This is a genomic window from Phytobacter sp. MRY16-398 (assembly GCF_003925915.1).
Lineage (GTDB): Bacteria > Pseudomonadota > Gammaproteobacteria > Enterobacterales > Enterobacteriaceae > Phytobacter > Phytobacter diazotrophicus.
The window spans coordinates 3,410,336-3,428,776 of the sequence record NZ_AP018756.1 but is presented as its reverse complement, the minus strand read 5'-3'; the positions used below and the strand labels follow the sequence as shown (position 1 = coordinate 3,428,776).

General features: G+C 56.5%; 17 protein-coding genes. 7 read left to right on the top strand and 10 right to left on the bottom strand.

From position 1 onward, the window contains the following. The first annotated feature begins 31 nt into the window (after positions 1-31). The 3 genes from MRY16398_RS16740 (at position 32) to MRY16398_RS16730 (ending at position 1,874) form a co-directional block, all read left to right on the top strand. Entirely contained in the window at positions 32-802 is a 771-nt protein-coding gene (locus MRY16398_RS16740; protein ID WP_125124846.1) for an SDR family oxidoreductase, read from the top strand. A 140-nt stretch (positions 803-942) separates the two neighbouring features. Further along, entirely contained in the window at positions 943-1,392 is a 450-nt protein-coding gene (locus MRY16398_RS16735; RefSeq protein ID WP_172600663.1) for an SMI1/KNR4 family protein, read from the top strand. Between the two features lie 95 nt (positions 1,393-1,487). Next, positions 1,488-1,874, top strand: coding sequence for a hypothetical protein (locus MRY16398_RS16730; protein ID WP_125124844.1), 387 nt, complete (start codon positions 1,488-1,490; stop codon positions 1,872-1,874). A 594-nt stretch (positions 1,875-2,468) separates the two neighbouring features. Here the strand turns inward: MRY16398_RS16730 and MRY16398_RS16725 are convergent. The 4 genes from MRY16398_RS16725 to MRY16398_RS16710 form a co-directional block, all read right to left on the bottom strand. Beyond that, the gene (locus MRY16398_RS16725) at positions 2,469-3,425 is read right to left on the bottom strand and encodes a glutathione S-transferase family protein (RefSeq protein ID WP_125124843.1); all 957 of its coding nucleotides are present in this window, start codon (positions 3,423-3,425) and stop codon (positions 2,469-2,471) included. A 10-nt stretch (positions 3,426-3,435) separates the two neighbouring features. Beyond that, positions 3,436-3,843 carry a DoxX family protein gene (locus tag MRY16398_RS16720; RefSeq protein WP_039079357.1) on the bottom strand — a complete coding sequence of 136 codons (408 nt, stop codon included), beginning with the start codon at positions 3,841-3,843 and terminating at the stop codon, positions 3,436-3,438. A gap of 108 nt (positions 3,844-3,951) precedes the next feature. After that, on the bottom strand, positions 3,952-4,845 hold the full coding sequence (locus MRY16398_RS16715) for a LysR family transcriptional regulator (protein ID WP_108701462.1): 894 nt from the start codon (positions 4,843-4,845) through the stop codon (positions 3,952-3,954). A gap of 102 nt (positions 4,846-4,947) precedes the next feature. Continuing rightward, positions 4,948-5,844, bottom strand: coding sequence for a LysR substrate-binding domain-containing protein (locus tag MRY16398_RS16710; RefSeq protein WP_125124842.1), 897 nt, complete (start codon positions 5,842-5,844; stop codon positions 4,948-4,950). Positions 5,845-5,972: 128 nt separating this feature from the next. Between MRY16398_RS16710 and MRY16398_RS16705 the strand changes: the two genes are divergently transcribed. Beyond that, on the top strand, positions 5,973-7,325 hold the full coding sequence (locus tag MRY16398_RS16705) for an MFS transporter (protein WP_125124841.1): 1,353 nt from the start codon (positions 5,973-5,975) through the stop codon (positions 7,323-7,325). 50 nt (positions 7,326-7,375) lie between these two features. Here the strand turns inward: MRY16398_RS16705 and MRY16398_RS16700 are convergent, their stop codons facing one another. Continuing rightward, the gene (locus MRY16398_RS16700) at positions 7,376-10,129 is read right to left on the bottom strand and encodes a LuxR C-terminal-related transcriptional regulator (protein ID WP_125124840.1); all 2,754 of its coding nucleotides are present in this window, start codon (positions 10,127-10,129) and stop codon (positions 7,376-7,378) included. Between the two features lie 207 nt (positions 10,130-10,336). Between MRY16398_RS16700 and MRY16398_RS16695 the strand changes: the two genes are divergently transcribed. Continuing rightward, positions 10,337-11,116 carry an acetoin reductase gene (locus MRY16398_RS16695; protein WP_039079352.1) on the top strand — a complete coding sequence of 260 codons (780 nt, stop codon included), beginning with the start codon at positions 10,337-10,339 and terminating at the stop codon, positions 11,114-11,116. A gap of 57 nt (positions 11,117-11,173) precedes the next feature. Here MRY16398_RS16695 and MRY16398_RS16690 read toward each other — a convergent pair whose 3' ends face one another. Together MRY16398_RS16690 and MRY16398_RS16685 are read right to left on the bottom strand one after the other, a co-directional pair. Continuing rightward, a complete protein-coding gene (locus tag MRY16398_RS16690; RefSeq protein WP_071194842.1) occupies positions 11,174-11,722 on the bottom strand; it encodes a flavodoxin family protein in 549 nt (182 codons plus the stop codon). A gap of 24 nt (positions 11,723-11,746) precedes the next feature. Further along, a complete protein-coding gene (locus MRY16398_RS16685) occupies positions 11,747-12,175 on the bottom strand; it encodes a DoxX family protein (RefSeq protein WP_039079350.1) in 429 nt (142 codons plus the stop codon). 249 nt (positions 12,176-12,424) lie between these two features. Here MRY16398_RS16685 and MRY16398_RS16680 point away from each other — a divergent pair, with 249 nt between their 5' ends. Beyond that, positions 12,425-12,805, top strand: coding sequence for a winged helix-turn-helix transcriptional regulator (locus MRY16398_RS16680; protein ID WP_125124839.1), 381 nt, complete (start codon positions 12,425-12,427; stop codon positions 12,803-12,805). Between the two features lie 107 nt (positions 12,806-12,912). Here MRY16398_RS16680 and dhaM read toward each other — a convergent pair whose 3' ends face one another. Genes dhaM through dhaK form a run of 3 tightly spaced genes read right to left on the bottom strand, consistent with a single transcriptional unit; the run spans position 12,913 to position 16,057 of the window. After that, positions 12,913-14,328, bottom strand: a complete 1,416-nt coding sequence (gene dhaM, locus MRY16398_RS16675) for a dihydroxyacetone kinase phosphoryl donor subunit DhaM (RefSeq protein WP_125124838.1) — start codon at positions 14,326-14,328, stop codon at positions 12,913-12,915. Positions 14,329-14,343: 15 nt separating this feature from the next. Then, entirely contained in the window at positions 14,344-14,976 is a 633-nt protein-coding gene (dhaL, locus tag MRY16398_RS16670) for a dihydroxyacetone kinase subunit DhaL (RefSeq protein WP_108701458.1), read from the bottom strand. 10 nt (positions 14,977-14,986) lie between these two features. Further along, positions 14,987-16,057 carry a dihydroxyacetone kinase subunit DhaK gene (dhaK, locus tag MRY16398_RS16665; RefSeq protein ID WP_039079346.1) on the bottom strand — a complete coding sequence of 357 codons (1,071 nt, stop codon included), beginning with the start codon at positions 16,055-16,057 and terminating at the stop codon, positions 14,987-14,989. Positions 16,058-16,517: 460 nt separating this feature from the next. Between dhaK and dhaR the strand changes: the two genes are divergently transcribed. Continuing rightward, positions 16,518-18,440 (top strand): dihydroxyacetone kinase operon transcriptional regulator DhaR, encoded by a 1,923-nt coding sequence (dhaR, locus tag MRY16398_RS16660; protein ID WP_108701457.1) that lies wholly within the window; start codon positions 16,518-16,520, stop codon positions 18,438-18,440. Position 18,441 lies beyond the last annotated feature (1 nt).

Here is an 18,441-nt window from a genome sequence, read left to right as displayed (position 1 = left end):
TCGTTGCTCTTGCCAACAGAGAGGATTAAACATGTCGACTGCACTGATTACCGGATGCTCATCGGGTTTTGGGCTTGAAACAGCAAAACTCTTTTTAGACAAAGGCTGGAAAGTGATTGCAACCATGAGAACGCCCGATCCGACGCTGTTACCTGAAAGCGACAACCTGACTCTTTTGCCGCTGGATATCACTTCCGCTGACAGCATTGATAATGTGGTGAAAAAGGCCGGGGCGATTGACCTGCTGGTGAATAATGCTGGTTTTGGCGCACCGGTCCCTGTTGAACTCACGCCCCTGGCAACCGCGCAGCTGTTAATGAACACCAATGTTCTGGGGACGCTCGCATTAACCCAGGCGTTTCTGCCGCTAATGAGAGAGAAAAAGTCAGGGGTTATCATCAATGTTTCATCGTCAGTGACAACCAAAGCAATGCCGCTGATTGGGCTTTATCGTGCAAGTAAAGCGGCGCTGAATGCCTGGAGCGAGTCATTAGCCATTGAGGTCAGGCCATTGGGTATTCGCGTTCATGTGGTGTTGCCGGGGCGCTCACCAGAGACGAAGTTTGGCGAGAATGCGCGGGCCTATTTTGGCGGACAAGACGATCCGGTGTATGGCGCGATGGTGGATGCGTTTATTCAGATGGCGCGCGATAGCCATTCGCCGGTGACTCACGCCGGGGATGTCGCGAATGCCATTTTTGCCGTTGCGAACGATCAAAACGCGCCGCTGTATACCGCTGCCGGTGAAGATGCCAGGCATTTTTTACAAGAGGCGCAGCAACGTTCACCCTTTTCTTACTGATATTCGAGGGTGAAAAGGGGAATGAATCGACGAGGCGATCATGGTGGTGATGAGTATGAAGCAAGAGAAGCTGTTACTATTTTTTGCTATTAAGGATGGCTGAGAGGCCATATTGCTGCTTATTGCCAACAGGTAACGACATGATGATTAAACTCGTAGATTCATCGCCCGCCGTCACGGCTGATGAGCTTGGCGATATTGAAGCATCGCTGGGCGTCTCTTTCCCTGATATTTTAACGTCGTTATGGCTCATCAGTAACGGTGGCAAGCTTGAGGATGGGCGGCGCGTTTACCAGAGTGAAAAATATGAAAACGATATCAAATACTTTCTGTCGATTTTGCGTGCTAACAGCCCAGGTTTGTTGACCGCTGATGGCTACTACAGAACGCTGGTTGTCGATAAGAAGATTCTCCCGGCAAACTTTCTTCCCTTTGCCATTGACGGCGGTGGGTTTCCCTACTGTATGAATCTGGATGATGGGGCCGTCTATTTTGCCAATCTGGAAAGCCAGAAGAATATTTTTCTTGAGCAGAGTCTCGAGAGTTTCATCAGCAAGGTGATAACCGAAGATGAAGCCTGGGGATTTTAATTCCCTCGTTTTCTTGCAAGCATTGCCAGATATGAATTCGCTGAGGGCAGAGAAACCATCACTGCCCTGAGGTCCCGATAAAAGGAACCCGGAAGATGTCCGTAGAACTGGAATATTATGCCGATGATGAAGGCACCGCAGTTGATTTGCTTTTACCGATATTCGGTTCTGAACCTGTTCAGTGCATAAATCTGGAAGCGCATTCGCCTGATGACAAAATGAGGAACGATATCCAGTTTCTTATCGAGAAACAGAACGCTTTCTCGCAGAAAATCACAGCGGAAACTCAGGTTTACTGCAAACGGGTGTACGGCGCAGAGGCGACAGACCTTATTCTGATGAAAATTTATCTGTCTCCTGATGCGAAAGATAATTTCGGGTTTATGTTTGCAACCGATATAGATCGTGAACACGGAATAGGGCTCAAATTTGTAGGGCTTGAGCTGAAAAGCGTGGGGAGCAGCGAAACCGCGTTTTTATAACCCCCACCTCCCGAGCCGCATTTTCCCCCTCACCCTAACCCTCTCCCCAAAGAGGAGAGGGGACCGATCGTGCTCGCATTTTTGTGGGGATTCCTCAGCCCACAGGGTGAGGGGACTTTTTCGTGCGGCCTGAACGTTTTGTAGCCCGGATCAGGCGCTTGCGCCGCCATCCGGGGCCGAGGGGATTGTAAAGGGGAACGCGGTGTTCCCCTTTACCCCTTCACGTGTCCGGAGGTTCCATTTCGCCATGAATATTAAGTGAACAGAACCCTCATCCATAGCCGCATTTTCCCCCTCACCCTAACCCTCTCCCCAAAGAGGAGAGGGGACCGATCGTGCTCGCATTTTTGTGGGGATTCCTCAGCCCACAGGGAGAGGGAACTATTTCGTGCGGCCTGAGCGTTTTGTAGCCGGGATCAGGCGCTTGCGCCGCCATCCGGGGCCACGGGGATTGTAAAGGGGAACGCGGTGTTCCCCTTTACCCGTTCACGTGTCCGGAGGTTCCATTTCGCCATGAACCTAAGGTGAACGGAACCCTCATCCATAGCCGCCTGGCCTCCTCACCCTGCGATGATCTCGCTTTCTGCGACTGACTTATAAGCCATACGCACTGAGATCCGGCCCCTGCGGAACAATCCCATTTGGATTGAGCGCTTTGATGGAATAGTAGCCCTGCTTGATGTGATCAATATTCACCGTTTCCCGGATGCCCGGAACCGCCAGCATTGTCCGCAGATAGCGGTCCAGATGCGGGTATTCCGCAAGCTTACGCCGATTACATTTGAACACCCCATGGTAGGCGGCATCAAAACGCACGAGGGTCACAAACAGACGGATATCGGCTTCGGTTAGCTGTCCACCGCAGAGAAATTCCCGCGTTGCAAGACGCGTTTCCAGCGTATCGAGCATGGAGAACACATCGCTGACTGCCTCCTCATAACTGACCTGGGTGGTGGCAAAACCGGCGCGGTACACACCGTTATTCAGCGTTGGATAAATCTCGGCGTTGAGCTGATCAATCTCTTCACGCAGGGCGGCGGGGTAGAGATCAATACTGCCACGCGCCAGTTCGCCAAAGCCGCTGTTGAGCATCCGTATGATATCAGCGGACTCGTTATTCACGATGGTATGGGTTTTCTTATCCCACAACACCGGGACCGTCGCGCGACCGGTAAAGGTTGGATCGGCTTTGGTATAAAGCTGATGCAGCCACTCGACGTTATTGATCGTGTCGCGGTCGGTGCCGGGGTAATCGCCGAAATGCCAACCTTCCTCCAGCAGCCAGGGTTCAACCACCGAGACACTGATAACCTCTTTCAGCCCTTTCAGCTTCCGGGCAATCAGCGTACGCGAGGCCCACGGGCAAATCAGCGCGACATACAGATGGTAGCGTCCCGGTTCGGCGATAAAACCGCCTTCGCCGGTAATACCGGGCGCCCCGTCAGGCGTCACCCAGTGGCGAAAACTGGAAGTCTGGCGCACAAACCCGCCTTTTTCATCGGTGGCCTGCACCGGGTGCCAGTCCGCCGTCCATTTTCCGTCAATCAGCATGTGTACTCCTTTAGCCTTTAAAAGGGGTCGGTTTGAGCGCGTATTTTCCATCCCCGGTCAGCGCCAGAGCAAGCAGACCCACTATCCAGAATGCCGGGAATTCCCAGCCGCCGTTCGGGTTAGTGAAGAAAAAGCCAGCCGGGCCGTGAACGGTGAAGATAGCGCCCAACAGAATCGGAATCAGCACGATGGCAACGATACGGCTATAGATACCGAGGATCAGCGCAATCGCCCCCACCAGTTCAACCGCCATGGTGAGATAGGCCAGCCCGCCAGGCAGACCGAGAGAGGCAAAAAACTTCGCGGTACCCGCCGGGGTAAAAACAAAGAATTTCAGGCTAAAGTGCGCCAGAAACAGAATACCCAGCGCCAGGCGCAACAGCAGAGATGCATAGGGAGCAGTACGTGAATCAGTCATGGTTGTGTCCTCTCGAATAGGTTGATGAAAGGACTATAGAGTGTTTCCAGCCCAATGATTATTGGGTCAAAAAGAGGATATTTATTTCCATAATGGAAATAATCATGGCTACGACAGCGAGGCGTACGTTGCCGCCAGAAAATCGATTAACACGCGGGCTTTCTGCGCCAGATAGCGGGCCGGGGGATAGACCGCATAGAGCGCCAGCGGCGGCGCCTCAAAAGGAGCCAGAATGGGCACCACACGCTGCGCATTCAATGCTTTTTCAGCGATAAACATCGGCACTCTGGCAATCCCCAACCCGGCGCAGGCGGCCTCCATACAGGCTTCCGCATTGGAGAATTTGATTCGCCCGCGAACCGGCTGCAAATGCATTTGCTGTTGGGTATCGCGAAACGGCCAGTGCCAGGGATCGCGAAAATTGGTATCAACAATCAGGGCGTGCTGTTCCAGCTCTGACCAGTGTACCGGTTCGCCGTGGCGTTCAAGGTAGCTTTGGGCGGCGACGACCACACTGCGAATCGGGCATAAACGGCGGGCAATCAGGCTGCTGTCACTCAGGCTGCCGATACGCAGGGCCAGATCAAAACCTTCATCCACCACGTTAACGAGCCTGTCGGAAAAGCTGACATCCAGTTCGATATCCGGGTAGCGGCGGGCGAATTCCACCAGATGTGGCGCCAGTTGTGAGACGCCAAACGTGACAGGGGCCGAAATGCGCAGCAGCCCGGAAGGGGCGTTGGCGCTATTGCGAACGGCATCATTAAGCGCGTCGTAATCGACCAGAAGCTGACGGATTCGTTCGTAGTAGGCCAGGCCCACCTCGGTGGGGGTCAGTGAGCGGGTGCTGCGGCGCAGCAGGTTAACGCCCAGTTCGCTCTCCAGCCGGGAGATCAATTTCGATGCCTGACCGTGGCTGGTACCACACCGTTGCGCCGCCGCCGTAAAACTGCCTGTTTCCATCACCGCGACAAACATACGGTCGCAATCCAGCCGCTCCATTCGTTCTACCCGCTTCTCATCAGCAAAAAAATACCATAGCAAAACCCAGGGGGGACCGCTTACGTTTTCACCTGGTCACAGCGCGTGTTTCTTGCCTTTTTGTTACAACGTCACGTCATCAAATGCCTTAATAAGCCACTGTTTGAACTGTTGCACATCGCGGCGGCTGGCTTTATCCGCGCTGGTGACAAAATAGTAATTGCCGCCGGGAAGCGCCCCCGGCAGGGCAATATGCAGTAGCCCTTGTGCCAGCGGATACTGGATTAGCAGTTCGCTTGCCAGTAACACGCCCTGTCCGGCAATCGCCGCCTGAATCGCGTGTGTCTCATCATCAAAACGGATCCCCGTCTGCACGGCTAAATCCGCCGGGCCAAAAGTCTCTTTCCAGTGGTGCCAGTCCGGTTCCGGCGTTGGCACATGGCGGTTTTCGATGTGAAAGAGCGTGAGTCCGGCCAGATCCTGCGAGCTTTGCAGCTTTATAGCCGGACTGGCGACCAGCACAAAACGATCCCGCCAGAGTAGCGTGCTTTCCAGCGACGCGTCCGCCTGCATGCTGTAGCGAATGGCGCAGTCGGCCATCGCGCCGCGCACATCCACCAGGCTGGTGCTGCTGTGAAAGCGCAGTTCCAGGTCCGGGAGCTGGCGGTGCAAAAGCGGCAGGCGCGGCACCAGCCAGTTGGTCAGGAAATTCGAGGTGGTGCTGAGCGTCAGCGCATCGGGCGGGGCACCGGCCTCGATAAGCGTGACGGCCTCGCGCAGGGTGGTGAACATATTCTCCGAGGCGCGAAAAAGGATCTCGCCGCTGGCGGTGAGCGTTACCGCGCGGGCGGAACGGGTAAACAAGCGCTGGCCGAGGGTCTCTTCCAGTTGACGAATCTGGTGACTGATAGCCGTGGAGGTGACGCCAATTTCCTCGGCGGCCAGTTTAAAACTGGCGTGGCGGGCAACGGCATCAAAAGCGCGGATCGCGCCAAGCGGTGGCAGACGACGTAATTTCATGGATGAATTTAACTCATCTTTTGCTGAAAACTATGACTTTGATTGCGTCAATCAATAAGGCGTAGCCTGTATGAAGAGCAAGTAATCCATGAGGATTATTCATCATTATTCAACGAACAGGAAGCCTGATGACGCACATTAATCTGACGACAACGCCACAAACATCGCGTTCTCTTCCTCTGCTGGTACCGGGCATTGCCCAGGCGCTGATTGCGCTGGATTACGCCATTGTTTACGTGGCGCTGCCCACGCTGGCGCAGGATTTGGCGCTCACGGCTGGTGAAATGCAATGGGTTGTTTCCCTTTACGGGCTCATTTTTGCCGGGCTGCTGCTGCTGGGGGGAAGCCTCTGCGATCGTCTGGGGGCCCGGCGGATATTTACCATCGGGATGGGGCTGTTTTTATTCGCGTCCGTCATCGGTGGGCTGGCGCAGAGCGCCGCGCTGCTATTAATTGCTCGTGCGGGTCAGGGCGTTGCGGCAGCACTCCTGCAACCGGCGGTACTGGCGCTGATGGCGCAGCGTTTTCAGGGCGAAGCCCATCGCCGGGCGCTGGCTATCTGGAGTGCGATTGGCGCGCTCGGGCTGGTGGCAGGCGTAATGCTGGGTGGGCTGCTGGCCGAGTTAAACTGGCGGGCTATCTTCTTTATCAATCTGCCACCAGGGCTGCTGGCGCTCTGGCGGGTTAGCCGGGACTTTCCGCTGTTGAGAAGCGAAGGAGAGAAACAGCCTGGAGGGTTTGGGGCGCTGGCAGGCTGTGCCACTGCCGGGGCGGTCGTCTGGGCGCTGATGCGCTACGCCGAAACCGGGCAGCCTGATTTTCTGGCAAACCGTCTGGCGCTGGGCATGCTGGTGCTGTTTATCGTACATGAGCGCTTTGCCGCCAGGCCACTGTTGTCGGAACGGCTTCGCACGTTACCGGGGCTGCAAAGCGGCTGGCTCAGTAGCGCCTGCTATATGGCAAGCGTCGGTAGCCAGTTCTATGCCATGACGCTGTTCTGGCAGCAGACACTGGCGCTGGGGGCGGTGGTGACCGGGCTGTTGTTTACCCCGCTGGCAGTGTTGATTGTGGCTGGCAACGGTCTCTATACCCGCCTGAGCGTACGCTTTTCCAGCGCGGGGGTGTTAACCGTTGGGTTTGCTGCTGCGGGGCTGGGGCTGTGGCTGCTGTCGACGACGCTCACTGTGCCGTTTTCGCTTGCCTTTATGCTCGGTATTGCGCTGAGTGGCCTGGGACACGGGTTGATTTATCCGGCGATGTTTGCCATCGGGCTGACGGCCACGCCTGTGGCGCTACAGGGGCGGGCCAGTGCGCTGATGGTCACCACTCAGTACACCGCCGGGGCGATGATGCTGGCAATTATCACCGTGCTGTTGGGGGCGCATCCGTCACTGGAGGCGTGGCGTCTGGTGTTCCAGTGGCTGAGTGGGGCCGCGCTGGTGGGAATGTGTGTGGCATTTTGCGCTCGTCGGTCGGCGTAACCGGTGACTAATGTGTTCTTCGCCTGTCACACAGGGCAGGCGAAAACTCGCTAACCCATTAAATCCAATACTCTCGCCCGGTTCACCGCCTGAATACGTCCGCTCACCGCCAGCTTTTCATACAACTGTTTAAGGTGCCACTTGACGGTCTCAACCGAGATGCCAAGCGTGCGGGCGATGCCTTTATTGGAGTGTCCTTCGGCGATGAGCTGTAAGATTTGCTGCTCGCGTTCGGTCAATCGTAGCCCCTGCGTCGCGGCTTCGTGTGTCGGCAGGGGGGGAATTCCCCCGGACATCAGCATCGCCCCGGCGCTGGCGATGACGGCGGTTAATGCCGTATCAAACTGGGACTGTTCACGCAACCGGCTGAGCAGGGCCAGTAAAGGCGACCCGCCATCGAGCAGCGTGCGCTGCATGTTTTGCGCGACGGCGCGCGGGAGTGCCGGAACGCACGCCGCCATAGCCTGTTTTTCCTCACCGGCTTGCCAGAAGGCCACGGCCTGCTGGATGCGCAAGCGCGTTGCCGCCAGCCATTCACCACAGCGCTCCTGCTCATTTATCACGGGAGTCAGCGTCGCTGCCGCCGTCAGCGCATCGCCTTCGGCCAGTAACAGGCGGCTTTCGCAGATCCCCCTGTGCCAGCCGACAACCCTATTTTCCACCGCCCTTGGCTCGCTCGCCAGTTGCTGGAGTAAGGCGAACTGCCTGCGGGCGTTATCTTTCTTGCCGGTATTCAGGTGGAGGATGATTTCTTCGGCAAGCAGCGCAATGCGCGCACGCCACCAGCCGCGATCTCTACACAGTTGCCCGGCATGGCGTAAGAGTGTCATGGCCTCATCAGGTTGCGCATTCAACTGCGCCTGACGCGCAAGCACCACGTAGCACAGGCTAAGACCATCTGACGGGCAAAAATCATCAATCATGCCCAGACGCAGGTTCAGCAAACTGTTGACCCGTTCGCTGTCGCCGCGCTCCCAGGCGATTTCGGCCAGCAGCGGGGCCAGCGTGGCGCCACTACTGGAATTTTGTCCGGTATGGTGCTCCGCATGGTGCAACGCCTGGATGGCCTGGCGTTCGGCTTCCTGCAGATCCCCCTGACGCAACTGACCGAGTGCCAGCACAAAGACCCGGTAGACCTCAACAAACAGGTTGCGGTTGGTGGCCTGGTTGCCGGAAACGTGCTGCTGCACCTCCAGCGCTCGCTGCGGGTGGGCAAGGGCGAGATGGCAATAACTGAGGATGTTGCAGACCAGTCCATCCACCCAGATATCCCCGCAGGGCACCTCATTCAGCAACGGTTCAACCAGCGGCAGACTGCCGGAAATATTATCGGCGAAGGCCTCACAAATGGCGCGCACCACGCGCTGCTTTACCCACGTTGACCGTGGAAGATGCTCTGCGCGTGTCATCACCATCGCCTCAATGGCATCAAGCAACTGGCGGGCGTCGCTAAAGCGGCAATGGTGCGCCAGCGCCCAGGCCAGATTGAGCTGTAGTTCAATGCGCGAAGGATCGGGCGTGGCAGGCAGATGGTGGATCCAGCGCACCATCGTGTCGATATCGCCTTCTTCCGCCAGTGATTGTGCCCCAGCTTCTGCATGTCGGGCGAGCGACTTCCCGGCCGCCAGCGCATGGCGTATCGCTTCTGCCCAGAGCTGCTGGGCGGCGAACCAGTTACCCGCGCGCTCGTGAAGCTGGCGAATGTCGATGGTGGCATCCTGTTGCAGGCGATGGGAGAGGGCATCGCGCATCAGCGGATGGTAGCGAAACCAGAATCCCGCTTCATCCAGGGCGCTAAGAAACAGATTGTGTTGCTCAATCCAGGCAAGCATCTCTTTGCCGTTATTTAACCCCGTCACCGCATCACACAACGCCGGATGCAGACGATTCAGCAGCGAGGTCAGCATCAGGAAGTGGAGCACGCTGGAAGGCAGCGGTGCGAAAATGACCTCTTCAAGATAGCGACTGATTGAGCGCGAACCGCCACTGAGTACTCCCCCAATGCCGGGCATTGCGTCATGCCTGCGCGGAGAGAGGGCGGCAATTTTCATCCCTGCGACCCAGCCTTCTGTCAGTGTCATCAGTTGCGGGATATCGCGCGTATTAACCGGTGGCGTTACCGACCGGGCGAAGTAGGCCTGGGCTTCGGCATCGTTAAAGCGCAATTCACTGTCTTCGATTTCCGTGTACTGCTCCCAAAGCCGCAGGCGGCTGAGCACCAGAGGCAGGCGGTTGCGACTGCCGATAACCAGATGTAACGACGCCGGGGCATGCTGGAGCAGCCAGGTTAGCCCATCATGGATTTCGCGGCTTCGGATGCTCTGGTAATCATCGAGAATCAGATAGAGCGGGTGTGAACAGTGGTGAAGCTGGTTGACCAGTTCTGCCAGAAACAGTGAAAAATCGCCAGGATGCGCCCCTTCCGGGTATCGCTGGAAGGTATCGCTCCAGCCCGGATAGAGCGGGCTCAGCGCTGCCAGTAGGTAGCGCATAAAGAGTAATGGCGTGCTGTCTTCTTCTTCCAGACTGAGCCAGGCCAGCGCATCGCCCTGTGCCTGACGGTGTTGGTACCATTGGGAAAGCAGCGTGGTTTTGCCAAACCCGGCAGCCGCGCAGACCAGCGTCAGGCTACCGGAGGCGGCGTTGTCCAGCCGCGTTAGAAGACGGTCGCGTTGCAGCACGACGCCAGGGGTACGCGGCGGCGTGAGTTTTGTGAGGATCAGCGGGAGGTTGCGTGTAAATCGGAAAGGTTCTTCGTCAACGTTCTCTATGGGCAGGTGACCTGTGGGGGACAAAAATGCCATACAACCGCAACCTCGTTCTGTTCTCTTTCCCCCGAGTGTACCCAAGGAGGCAGGGCGGAACCAGCGTCACACCCGGGCGACTCGTCACTTCGCGTGCTCACCCCCCCATCAGAGGGGGTAGGCCACGCCTCGGGCGGGCGGTAGTGTAAGCCCAGTCTGCTGCCGTGGCTAAGGCAGTGTTTTTTGTCAGGATGAGGTGAAGAAAGTATGGCTATCGAAAATAAAGTCGCGCTGGTAACCGGTGCCGGTCAAGGGATTGGGCGAGGCATTGCGTTGCGTCTGGCCAAAGACGGCGCAGCAATCATGCTGGTGGATATGAAGGCAGAAGCGCTGGAAGCCGTCGCCGCTGAGGTCAGAGCCTTAGGGCGCAAAGCCGCGACGTTCGTGGCCGATATCTCCGATCGTGAACAGGTCTATGCGGCTATTGCCCAGACGGAACGCGAACTGGGTGGTTTTGACATCATCGTTAACAACGCCGGTATCGCGCAGGTACAACCGCTCTCCGATGTCACCCCGGAAGAGGTGGATCGCATTATGCGGATTAACGTGCAGGGTACCCTGTGGGGGATTCAGGCCGCGGCGAAAAAATTCGAAGAACGTAAGCAGAAAGGCAAAATTATTAACGCCTGTTCTATTGCCGGCCACGACGGTTTTGCGATGTTAGGCATTTACTCGGCGACCAAATTCGCCGTCCGTGCGCTGACGCAGGCGGCGGCAAAAGAGTATGCCAGCCGTGGTATTACGGTGAATGCTTACTGTCCGGGGATTGTGGGCACCGGGATGTGGACCGAAATCGACCAGCGTTTCGCGGCGATCACAGGCGCACCGGTGGGTGAAACGTATAAGAAATATGTCGAAGGGATTGCGCTGGGACGCGCGGAAACCCCGGATGATGTGGCAAGCCTGGTCTCTTACCTGGCAGGCCCGGATTCTGACTATGTCACCGGCCAGTCGATTCTGATTGATGGCGGTATTGTTTACCGTTAAGCCTGTTTTGATATGGAAAAAGGGCAGCAGGCTGCCCTTTTTTATGCGTGCGCCAAATCAGTTAAAGCGCGCGGTAATCGCCGCAACACGTTCGCCAAATTTAGTCGCTGTGGCAAGGTCGCCAGACGGGATTTTATCCGCGCCCGCATCGGACGGAGACTGCACCAGCAGGCCCACAGAACCGCCCAGGTTGTTCAGATCTTCACGCGACGCGGCCAGCGTATTCGCCGGCGGCAAGCCAAGGCTCACCCACACACCGCCGTGCTGAGACGCCAGGGTTTGCAGGTACTGCAACGTCACCTGTTTGTCACCGTTCAGGCTGGCGCTGTTGCTGAAACCCGCAAAAATTTTATCCTGCCAGCTACGGGTAAACCACGCTTTAGAGGTGGCATCAGCGAACTTTTTAAATTGCCACGGTACGCCGCCCATATACGTCGGCGCGCCAAAAATAATCGCCTTCGCGTCGTTTAACTTTTGCCAGTCGCTTTCTGTGATTTCGCCATTTTCATTAATAGCAATCAGCTCAGCACTGGCGCCGGCAGCAACATTTTCCGCAACCAGGGAGGTGTGGCCGTAGCCAGAAAAATAGACAACAACGATACTCATAGGTAGTCCCTCAATGGTGAATGATTATTCTTTATTACCAGACAGACTGTATTTCCCGGCGCCAAGAAACATAATGCACAGGCCGCCGAGGAAATAGAGTGCTTCACTTTCAAGTCCCCATGCCCCGACTTTGGTCAGGGTAAAGAATTTATCTGTACCCACCAGCAATGTTGCCACCACAATGTTAAAGGCATAAATAAAAGCGGCAGGGCGGGTTAACCAGCCAATAATGATCAGCACGGGCGCAACAATTTCGCCGATATAAACACCCTGGGCGATAAATCCGGGTAACCCCTTTGCTTCAAGCATCGCGGAAATCCAGTCTACGCCGTGGTTCACTTTGGCAACGCCATGAAAAAGCATTAAAATGCCGAACGTTAACCGAAGCAGTAATCGGCCAAAATCAGGATGTCTGGTGTACCGGGTAAACGCTTCATCAAATTTATTCAACACGATGTCATCTCTTATTTTGTTGCACCACGGATTGCCGCGTTATTGCGCGAAAGGTGGTCAAATATTCGCAGGTTTATTTTATCGACACAGTGGGTGAGCAAGATATGTATAAATACTTTGTCATTCAGGGTGCCTTAGTATCCAATAGATACCTGAAGCGATTTATACACATTATCTTGTGGTCATGAAAGAAGGCACCTGAAGGCCACTAAGTTTCCCTGAGGAAACCTTGTAAGAGAAACTATCGTTATGAATAAACTGCAATTACCTTACGATGTTTACGACGATCGCTGCCCGACGCGTGATGTGCTCTCAAGGCTGGCCGATAAATGGGCGCTGCTGGTTCTGGGCTGTCTGGAAAAAGAGCCGCAGCGTTTTAACAGTTTGCGACGACATATTCGCGGGATTACGCAGAAAATGTTGACGCAGACGCTGCGCAAGCTGGAGCGTGACGGGCTTATCTCGCGGAAAATTTTCCCCACGGTGCCTGTCACGGTGGAATACAGTTTGTCGCCGTTAGGCAAAACGCTGACGCACACCATGTCGTTTCTGACACTGTGGGTAGAAGACAATATGGACGCCATGCTGGCGGCCCAGGCGGCCTTTGATAAGGCCAATCCCGCCAGCTAGCAGGACATCCACAGCCTGGACGTATTGCGTGAATAATGTGACACAGTGAACACACCTGTCAGACAGGCGTTAAAAAACGACACTCCTGCCTGAGGAGTGTCGTCAGTTTATTGGGGCCGGGCAGTGTCGAGGGTAAGGACGTCACCGCTGCGCACTTTAGCCAGTGCGCTGACTTGCTGATACAGCACGGGGATCCCGGCTTCCCTGGCGATAATCGCGCTATGAGAGTGCGGGCTACCCTGCAGCAGGGCAATCCCGGCGATGTTTTTCTTCTCCAGTTGCAGCATGACGGACGGGTAGAGATCGCTTGCGATAAGAATACTCGGGCGCAGCGGCGTCGGGATGTTTTCCAGCGCCTGTGCCAGATGAAGATGTGTGCGATGCAGTAAATCTTCTATATCGATATAGCGTGCCTGCAAATAGGGATCATCCAGATGGCGATACTGGCTGCTCAGTTCCATCAGCATCTTGTGCCACGCCCATTCCGCCGTGCATTTTCGCTGGCGCAGCATCTCCCAGGCGCTATCCATCAGTTCCTGATCGTCAAGAAGGGTCTGGTGACCGGCAAAAATGGCGGCGATCTCGGGGGAAAACTTCTCTTCCGCCAGGCGAATCAGGTCGCTCAGATCGTCCAGCGTGTCCTTAACGGCACAGCGCAGACGAGCCATTTCCTCTTCCGGTGTTCGCACGGTGGCCTGGGCCAGCGGCAGTTCGACAGGGGTATAGCGCAACGCCTGGCCTTTAATCTGGACTGGAATATCTGGCGTTACCGCAGGTTGCTGCACCGTGAGCGTTTCCCCGAAATTTTCCTGTGCCAGCCGTTCAAAGGCCGCCAGCGCCAGCGCTGCCTGCGGGCCACGGGCAATCAGGCGCAGGGTGTCGTGACAGCGTACCTGCAGCAGAGCGATTTGGTTGATGCTGTCCGGCCTGACACATTTCCCCTCTTTTTCCAGCAACAGCCGGGCGTTAAAACCGGCCAGCGCAGCCACCAGGCGAGATGCCGGGCGAACGTGCAGGCCGTTAGGGTTGTTCACGGTCACTGCGACGGTGAGCGCCTCTTCCTGTGTCTCATCGTCAGTTTGTGGTTGTGGGGGCGCTTCCTGCCGGGCGTCGAGACCAAGCTGAACGCGTTTTGCCTCAAGCGCGTTTTGCGCATCGGCAATCACCTTGTCAATGCCAGACCCCGTGGCGGCGCTAACCGTGGCGGCCAGTGTGCCTTCCACCAGTGGCGCGGCGCACAGACGCACTTTTGCGGCAATGTCCGGGTCAAGCAGTTCCAGGGCGGTTTCCGCGCTTAGCAGGGCGCTACCGATATCCATCATCACCAGCACATGATCGGTGTCGGCCACCGACTCAATGGCCTCCATGACTTTAATCGGATCGGTGCCGATCGGATTATCAGGATCGTCAATCCCAGCGGCGATGGCTAACTTGCAGCCATCTCCCGTTAACATCTGCCGGGCCAGTTCCCCGACACCCTGGCCCAGTTGGGCACTATGAGAAACAATCACCAGGTTAACCATCGCCGTTTCCTTCTTTTACGCTTTTGCGGCTGCCGCCAGCATCTGCACCATAAACATCACCGAGGTTGCGCCAGGGTCCTGATGACCAATACTGCGTTCGCCCAGATAGCTGGCGCGGCCTTTACGGGCCTGCATGGTGATGGTCGACTGAACTGCCTTTTCCGCCACCTGGCTTGCGGCCTCCAGAGCCGCGGGAATGGACAGGTTTTGCGCGATGGCCTGCTCCAGCGATTCCGCGACGGGCAGCCAGACGTCACACATGGTTTTGTCGCCGGGCTCTGCTTTACCACGGCTGATTACCCCTTCGGCGCCTTCACGGATCATCTGATGCAGCTCAACAAGCGTCAGGCTTTGATGGGCCTGGGTCGCCTGCGCGGCGCGCAGAAAAAAGGTGCCAAACAATGGACCGCTGGCCCCACCGACGTTAGAGAGCAGCACCATACCGGTGTTTTTGAGAATAAAGCCGATGTCTTTGTCTGCAATGGCGGGCAGTTTTTCCACCACTTTGCTAAAGCCGCGATGCATGTTCAGGCCGTGGTCCGCATCACCAATGGCCCTGTCCAGGCCGGTGAGGAAATCACTCTCTTTGGTGAAGACCTCGCCGCAGCGGTAGAGCCAGTCAACAATTTGGTTTCTGTTCAGCGACATAAAAAATTCCTTAGTTACCCCAGGTCATGGCCGGTGTATGGACAGGCGCATCCCACAAAGCGAGGATCTCGTCGTCGGCTTTCAGCAAGGTAATGGAGAAGCCGCCCATGTCCAGTGATGTACACCAGCTACCGACCAGGTTGCGTTCGATGACAATACCGGCTTCCTGGCAGCGAGTTTCCAGCCGGTTGTAAACGCCGTACAGCTCAGACAGCGGCGTTGCGCCCAGGTTGTTGACCATCGCAATAACGCGATCGCCGCGCTGCAGGGCCTGTTTGCTCTGTTTGACTTCCTGCCAGCTTCCGCTGGTGTGATCCCATTCGCGCAGGGTGCGGCTGTAGTTGCCATTTTCCAGCAGCACGTTAAACATCTCGTCGACAGTGGTATCAAGTGAGCTAAACGGGCGGCGGTCGATCCCCGGTTCGCCGTGGATACCCACGCCAAATTCCATCTCGTTGTCCGCAAGGGTAAACGAAGGCTGACCGGCCGCAGGAACCGTACAGGCGCTTAAGGCGATACCAATGGAGTGCCCCTGATTGTTGAGCTTACGGCCCAACTGCGCGCAGGCATCCAGTGAGTCTCCGCGCTCGGCGGCGGCGCCGACCAGTTTTTCAATCAAGACGGTATTTGCCACCCCACGGCGTCCGGCGGTATAGAGACTGTCTTTCACGGCGACGTCGTCATCCACCACCACGGTTGTGACCTTCACGCCGCTGTCGTGCAGCAGCTCAGCGGCGGTTTCGAAATTGAGGATATCGCCCGTGTAGTTTTTGATGATTAACAGCACGCCTTCGCCACCATCAATGTTCATGGCGCATTCGAACATTTTATCCGGCGTGGGGGAGGTGAAAATCTCGCCAGGGCAGGCACCGCTTAACATACCTTTGCCGATATAGCCGCAGTGCATCGGCTCATGACCGCTGCCGCCGCCGGATAACAGCGCCACTTTCCCGGCGACCGGGGCATCGGCGCGGGTCATATACACCGGGTCCTGGTGCAGCGTCAGCTCAGGGTGCGCTTTTGCCAGGCCTGCTAATTGTTCGCTTAATACATCTTCCACACGGTTAATCAGTTTTTTCATTATTCATACTCCGCAGGAGGTGAGCCAGGCCATCCGCAGCGCGCAGGCCTGATGTTGTAGGGCATCAGCGGCGGATACCCGGCGTGCGGGGTTCCCTGGCCGATGTGCTGATTCTCCTCTGGCGAGAGAAAAAGAAAATGCCAAAAAATTGGGTTTCATAGTGAAACACCCTTGCGGATAAATGTTTCATAACGGAACACTTTTGCCGGAGAAAGGGGGAAAATGCGAGCAATGCCCGCCTTTTTTACCCCGGTTCCGATGCAGAATATATTTTGTGCAAAAAATCGGCGAACCCGGACAGCGATCAGTGCCAGCCACTCAGTGCTGCGGCTAACGCGAGGCGGATCGCATCCTGGGTCAGCGTTATTGACGCAGGTTCCATAATGGAACGTTTACGTTGATTTCTTTTTTCGGCTGTAGCGACAATAACGTCCCTTACCCGACTCAGACGGAACCGCGCATGACACAGCATCAAACGGCAGAACAGGAGGTTGCCACCTTCATCGCTCACTCCTGGCAGCGCTGCGAAAAAATCATGCAGCGTGACACCTGGGGCACGCCGCACCAGGCACAGGGGCTGACGTTTGAGACGATCAGCCGCCGTAAAACCGGGCTGCTGACCATTGGTCAGGCGGCGCTGGAGGATGCCCTGGAATATATGGAAGGGCGGCCCTGCGCGCTGTTTATCCTTGATGAGTCTGCCTGTATTTTGAGTCGCTGTGGCCATCCCGACACGCTTGACGCGCTGTCCCGGTTCGGCTTCCTGCCGGGCAGCTACTGTGCGGAAAGTATTATTGGCAGTTGTGCGCTGTCGCTGGCGGCGATGATGGGCCAGCCGGTAAAGACGCTGGGCTGCCAGCATTTCAAACAGGCGCTGTTCCCGTGGGCCTTTTGCTCAACGCCGGTATTCGACAACCATGGTCGGCTGTCCGGGTCTATTGCGCTGTGTTGCCGGGCGGAACATGCTTCCCCGGCGGATCTGTCGCTGACGCTGGCAACGGCCAGAGAAATTGGCAACTCGCTCCTGACGGACAATTTGCTGGCGGAATCTAACCGCCATCTGAATCAGATGTACGGCCTGCTGGAGAGTATGGATGACGGCGTGATGGCCTGGAATGAGCAGGGGGTGCTGCAATTTCTCAATGTGCAGGCGGCGCGCATGCTGTTTCTCGACGCCCAGGTCAGCCAGGGGAAAAACATTAGCGATCTGGTGACATTGCCCGCGCTGCTTCGCCGGGCGATTAAACATGCCCGGGCGCTCAATCACGCAGAGGTGACGTTCGAAAGCCAGCACCAGTTTATTGATGCGGTGGTGACCCTCAAACCCATCGTCGAAGAGCAGGGGAATAGCTTTATTTTGCTGCTACACCCGGTTGAGCAGATGCGTCAGTTAATGACCAGCCAGTTGGGTAAAGTCAGCCATACCTTCGAGCAGATGCCCGCCGACGATCCGCAAACCCGCCGACTGATTCAGGCCGGTCGGCAGGCGGCGCGCGGGGCGTTTCCTGTTCTGCTGTATGGGGAAGAGGGGGTGGGTAAAGAGCTGATGTCGCAGGCCATTCACAATGAGAGCGAACGCGCCGGGGGGCCGTATATCGCCGTTAACTGCCAGTTGTATGCCGACAGTGCGCTGGGGCTGGATTTTATGGGCAGCGCGGCCACGGAAAATGAGAAAGGGCGCCTTAGCCGCCTGGAACTGGCCAATGGCGGTACGCTGTTTCTGGAAAAAATCGAGTATCTGGCCCCGGAGCTGCAATCCGCGCTATTGCAGGTTATCAAGCAAGGGGTACTTACCCGGCTTGAGGCCAGGCGTCTGGTGCCGGTGGATATTAAAGTCATTGCTGCCACCACGGTCGATTTGGGCAATCTGGTGGAGCAAAACCGCTTTAGCCGTCAGCTTTATTATGCTTTGCGCGCCTTTGAGGTCGTCATCCCGCCCCTGCGGGAACGTCGCGACAGTATTCCTGCCCTGGTACAAAGCCGTCTGCGCGGGCTGGAGCGACGATTTTCCTCACGGCTTAGGGTAGATGACGATGCGCTGGCCCGGCTGGTGGCCTACTCCTGGCCGGGGAATGATTTCGAGCTCAACAGCATTATTGAAAATATCGCGATCAGCAGCGAACAGGGCCATATTCGCCTGAGTCATCTGCCGGAGTGGTTGTTTAACGAAGGGAGTGCACCGCAGGAACCGGGCGCCAGACTGGCTGCCAATCTGACGTTTTCCGCCGTTGAAAAAGAGGCCATTATCCAGGCTGCCAGAGTGACCAACGGGCGAATACAGGAGATGTCGCAATTGCTCAATATTGGTCGTACCACCCTGTGGCGCAAGATGAAGCAGTACGACATTGACGCCAGCCAGTTTAAGCGCGCACACCTGCGCTAAG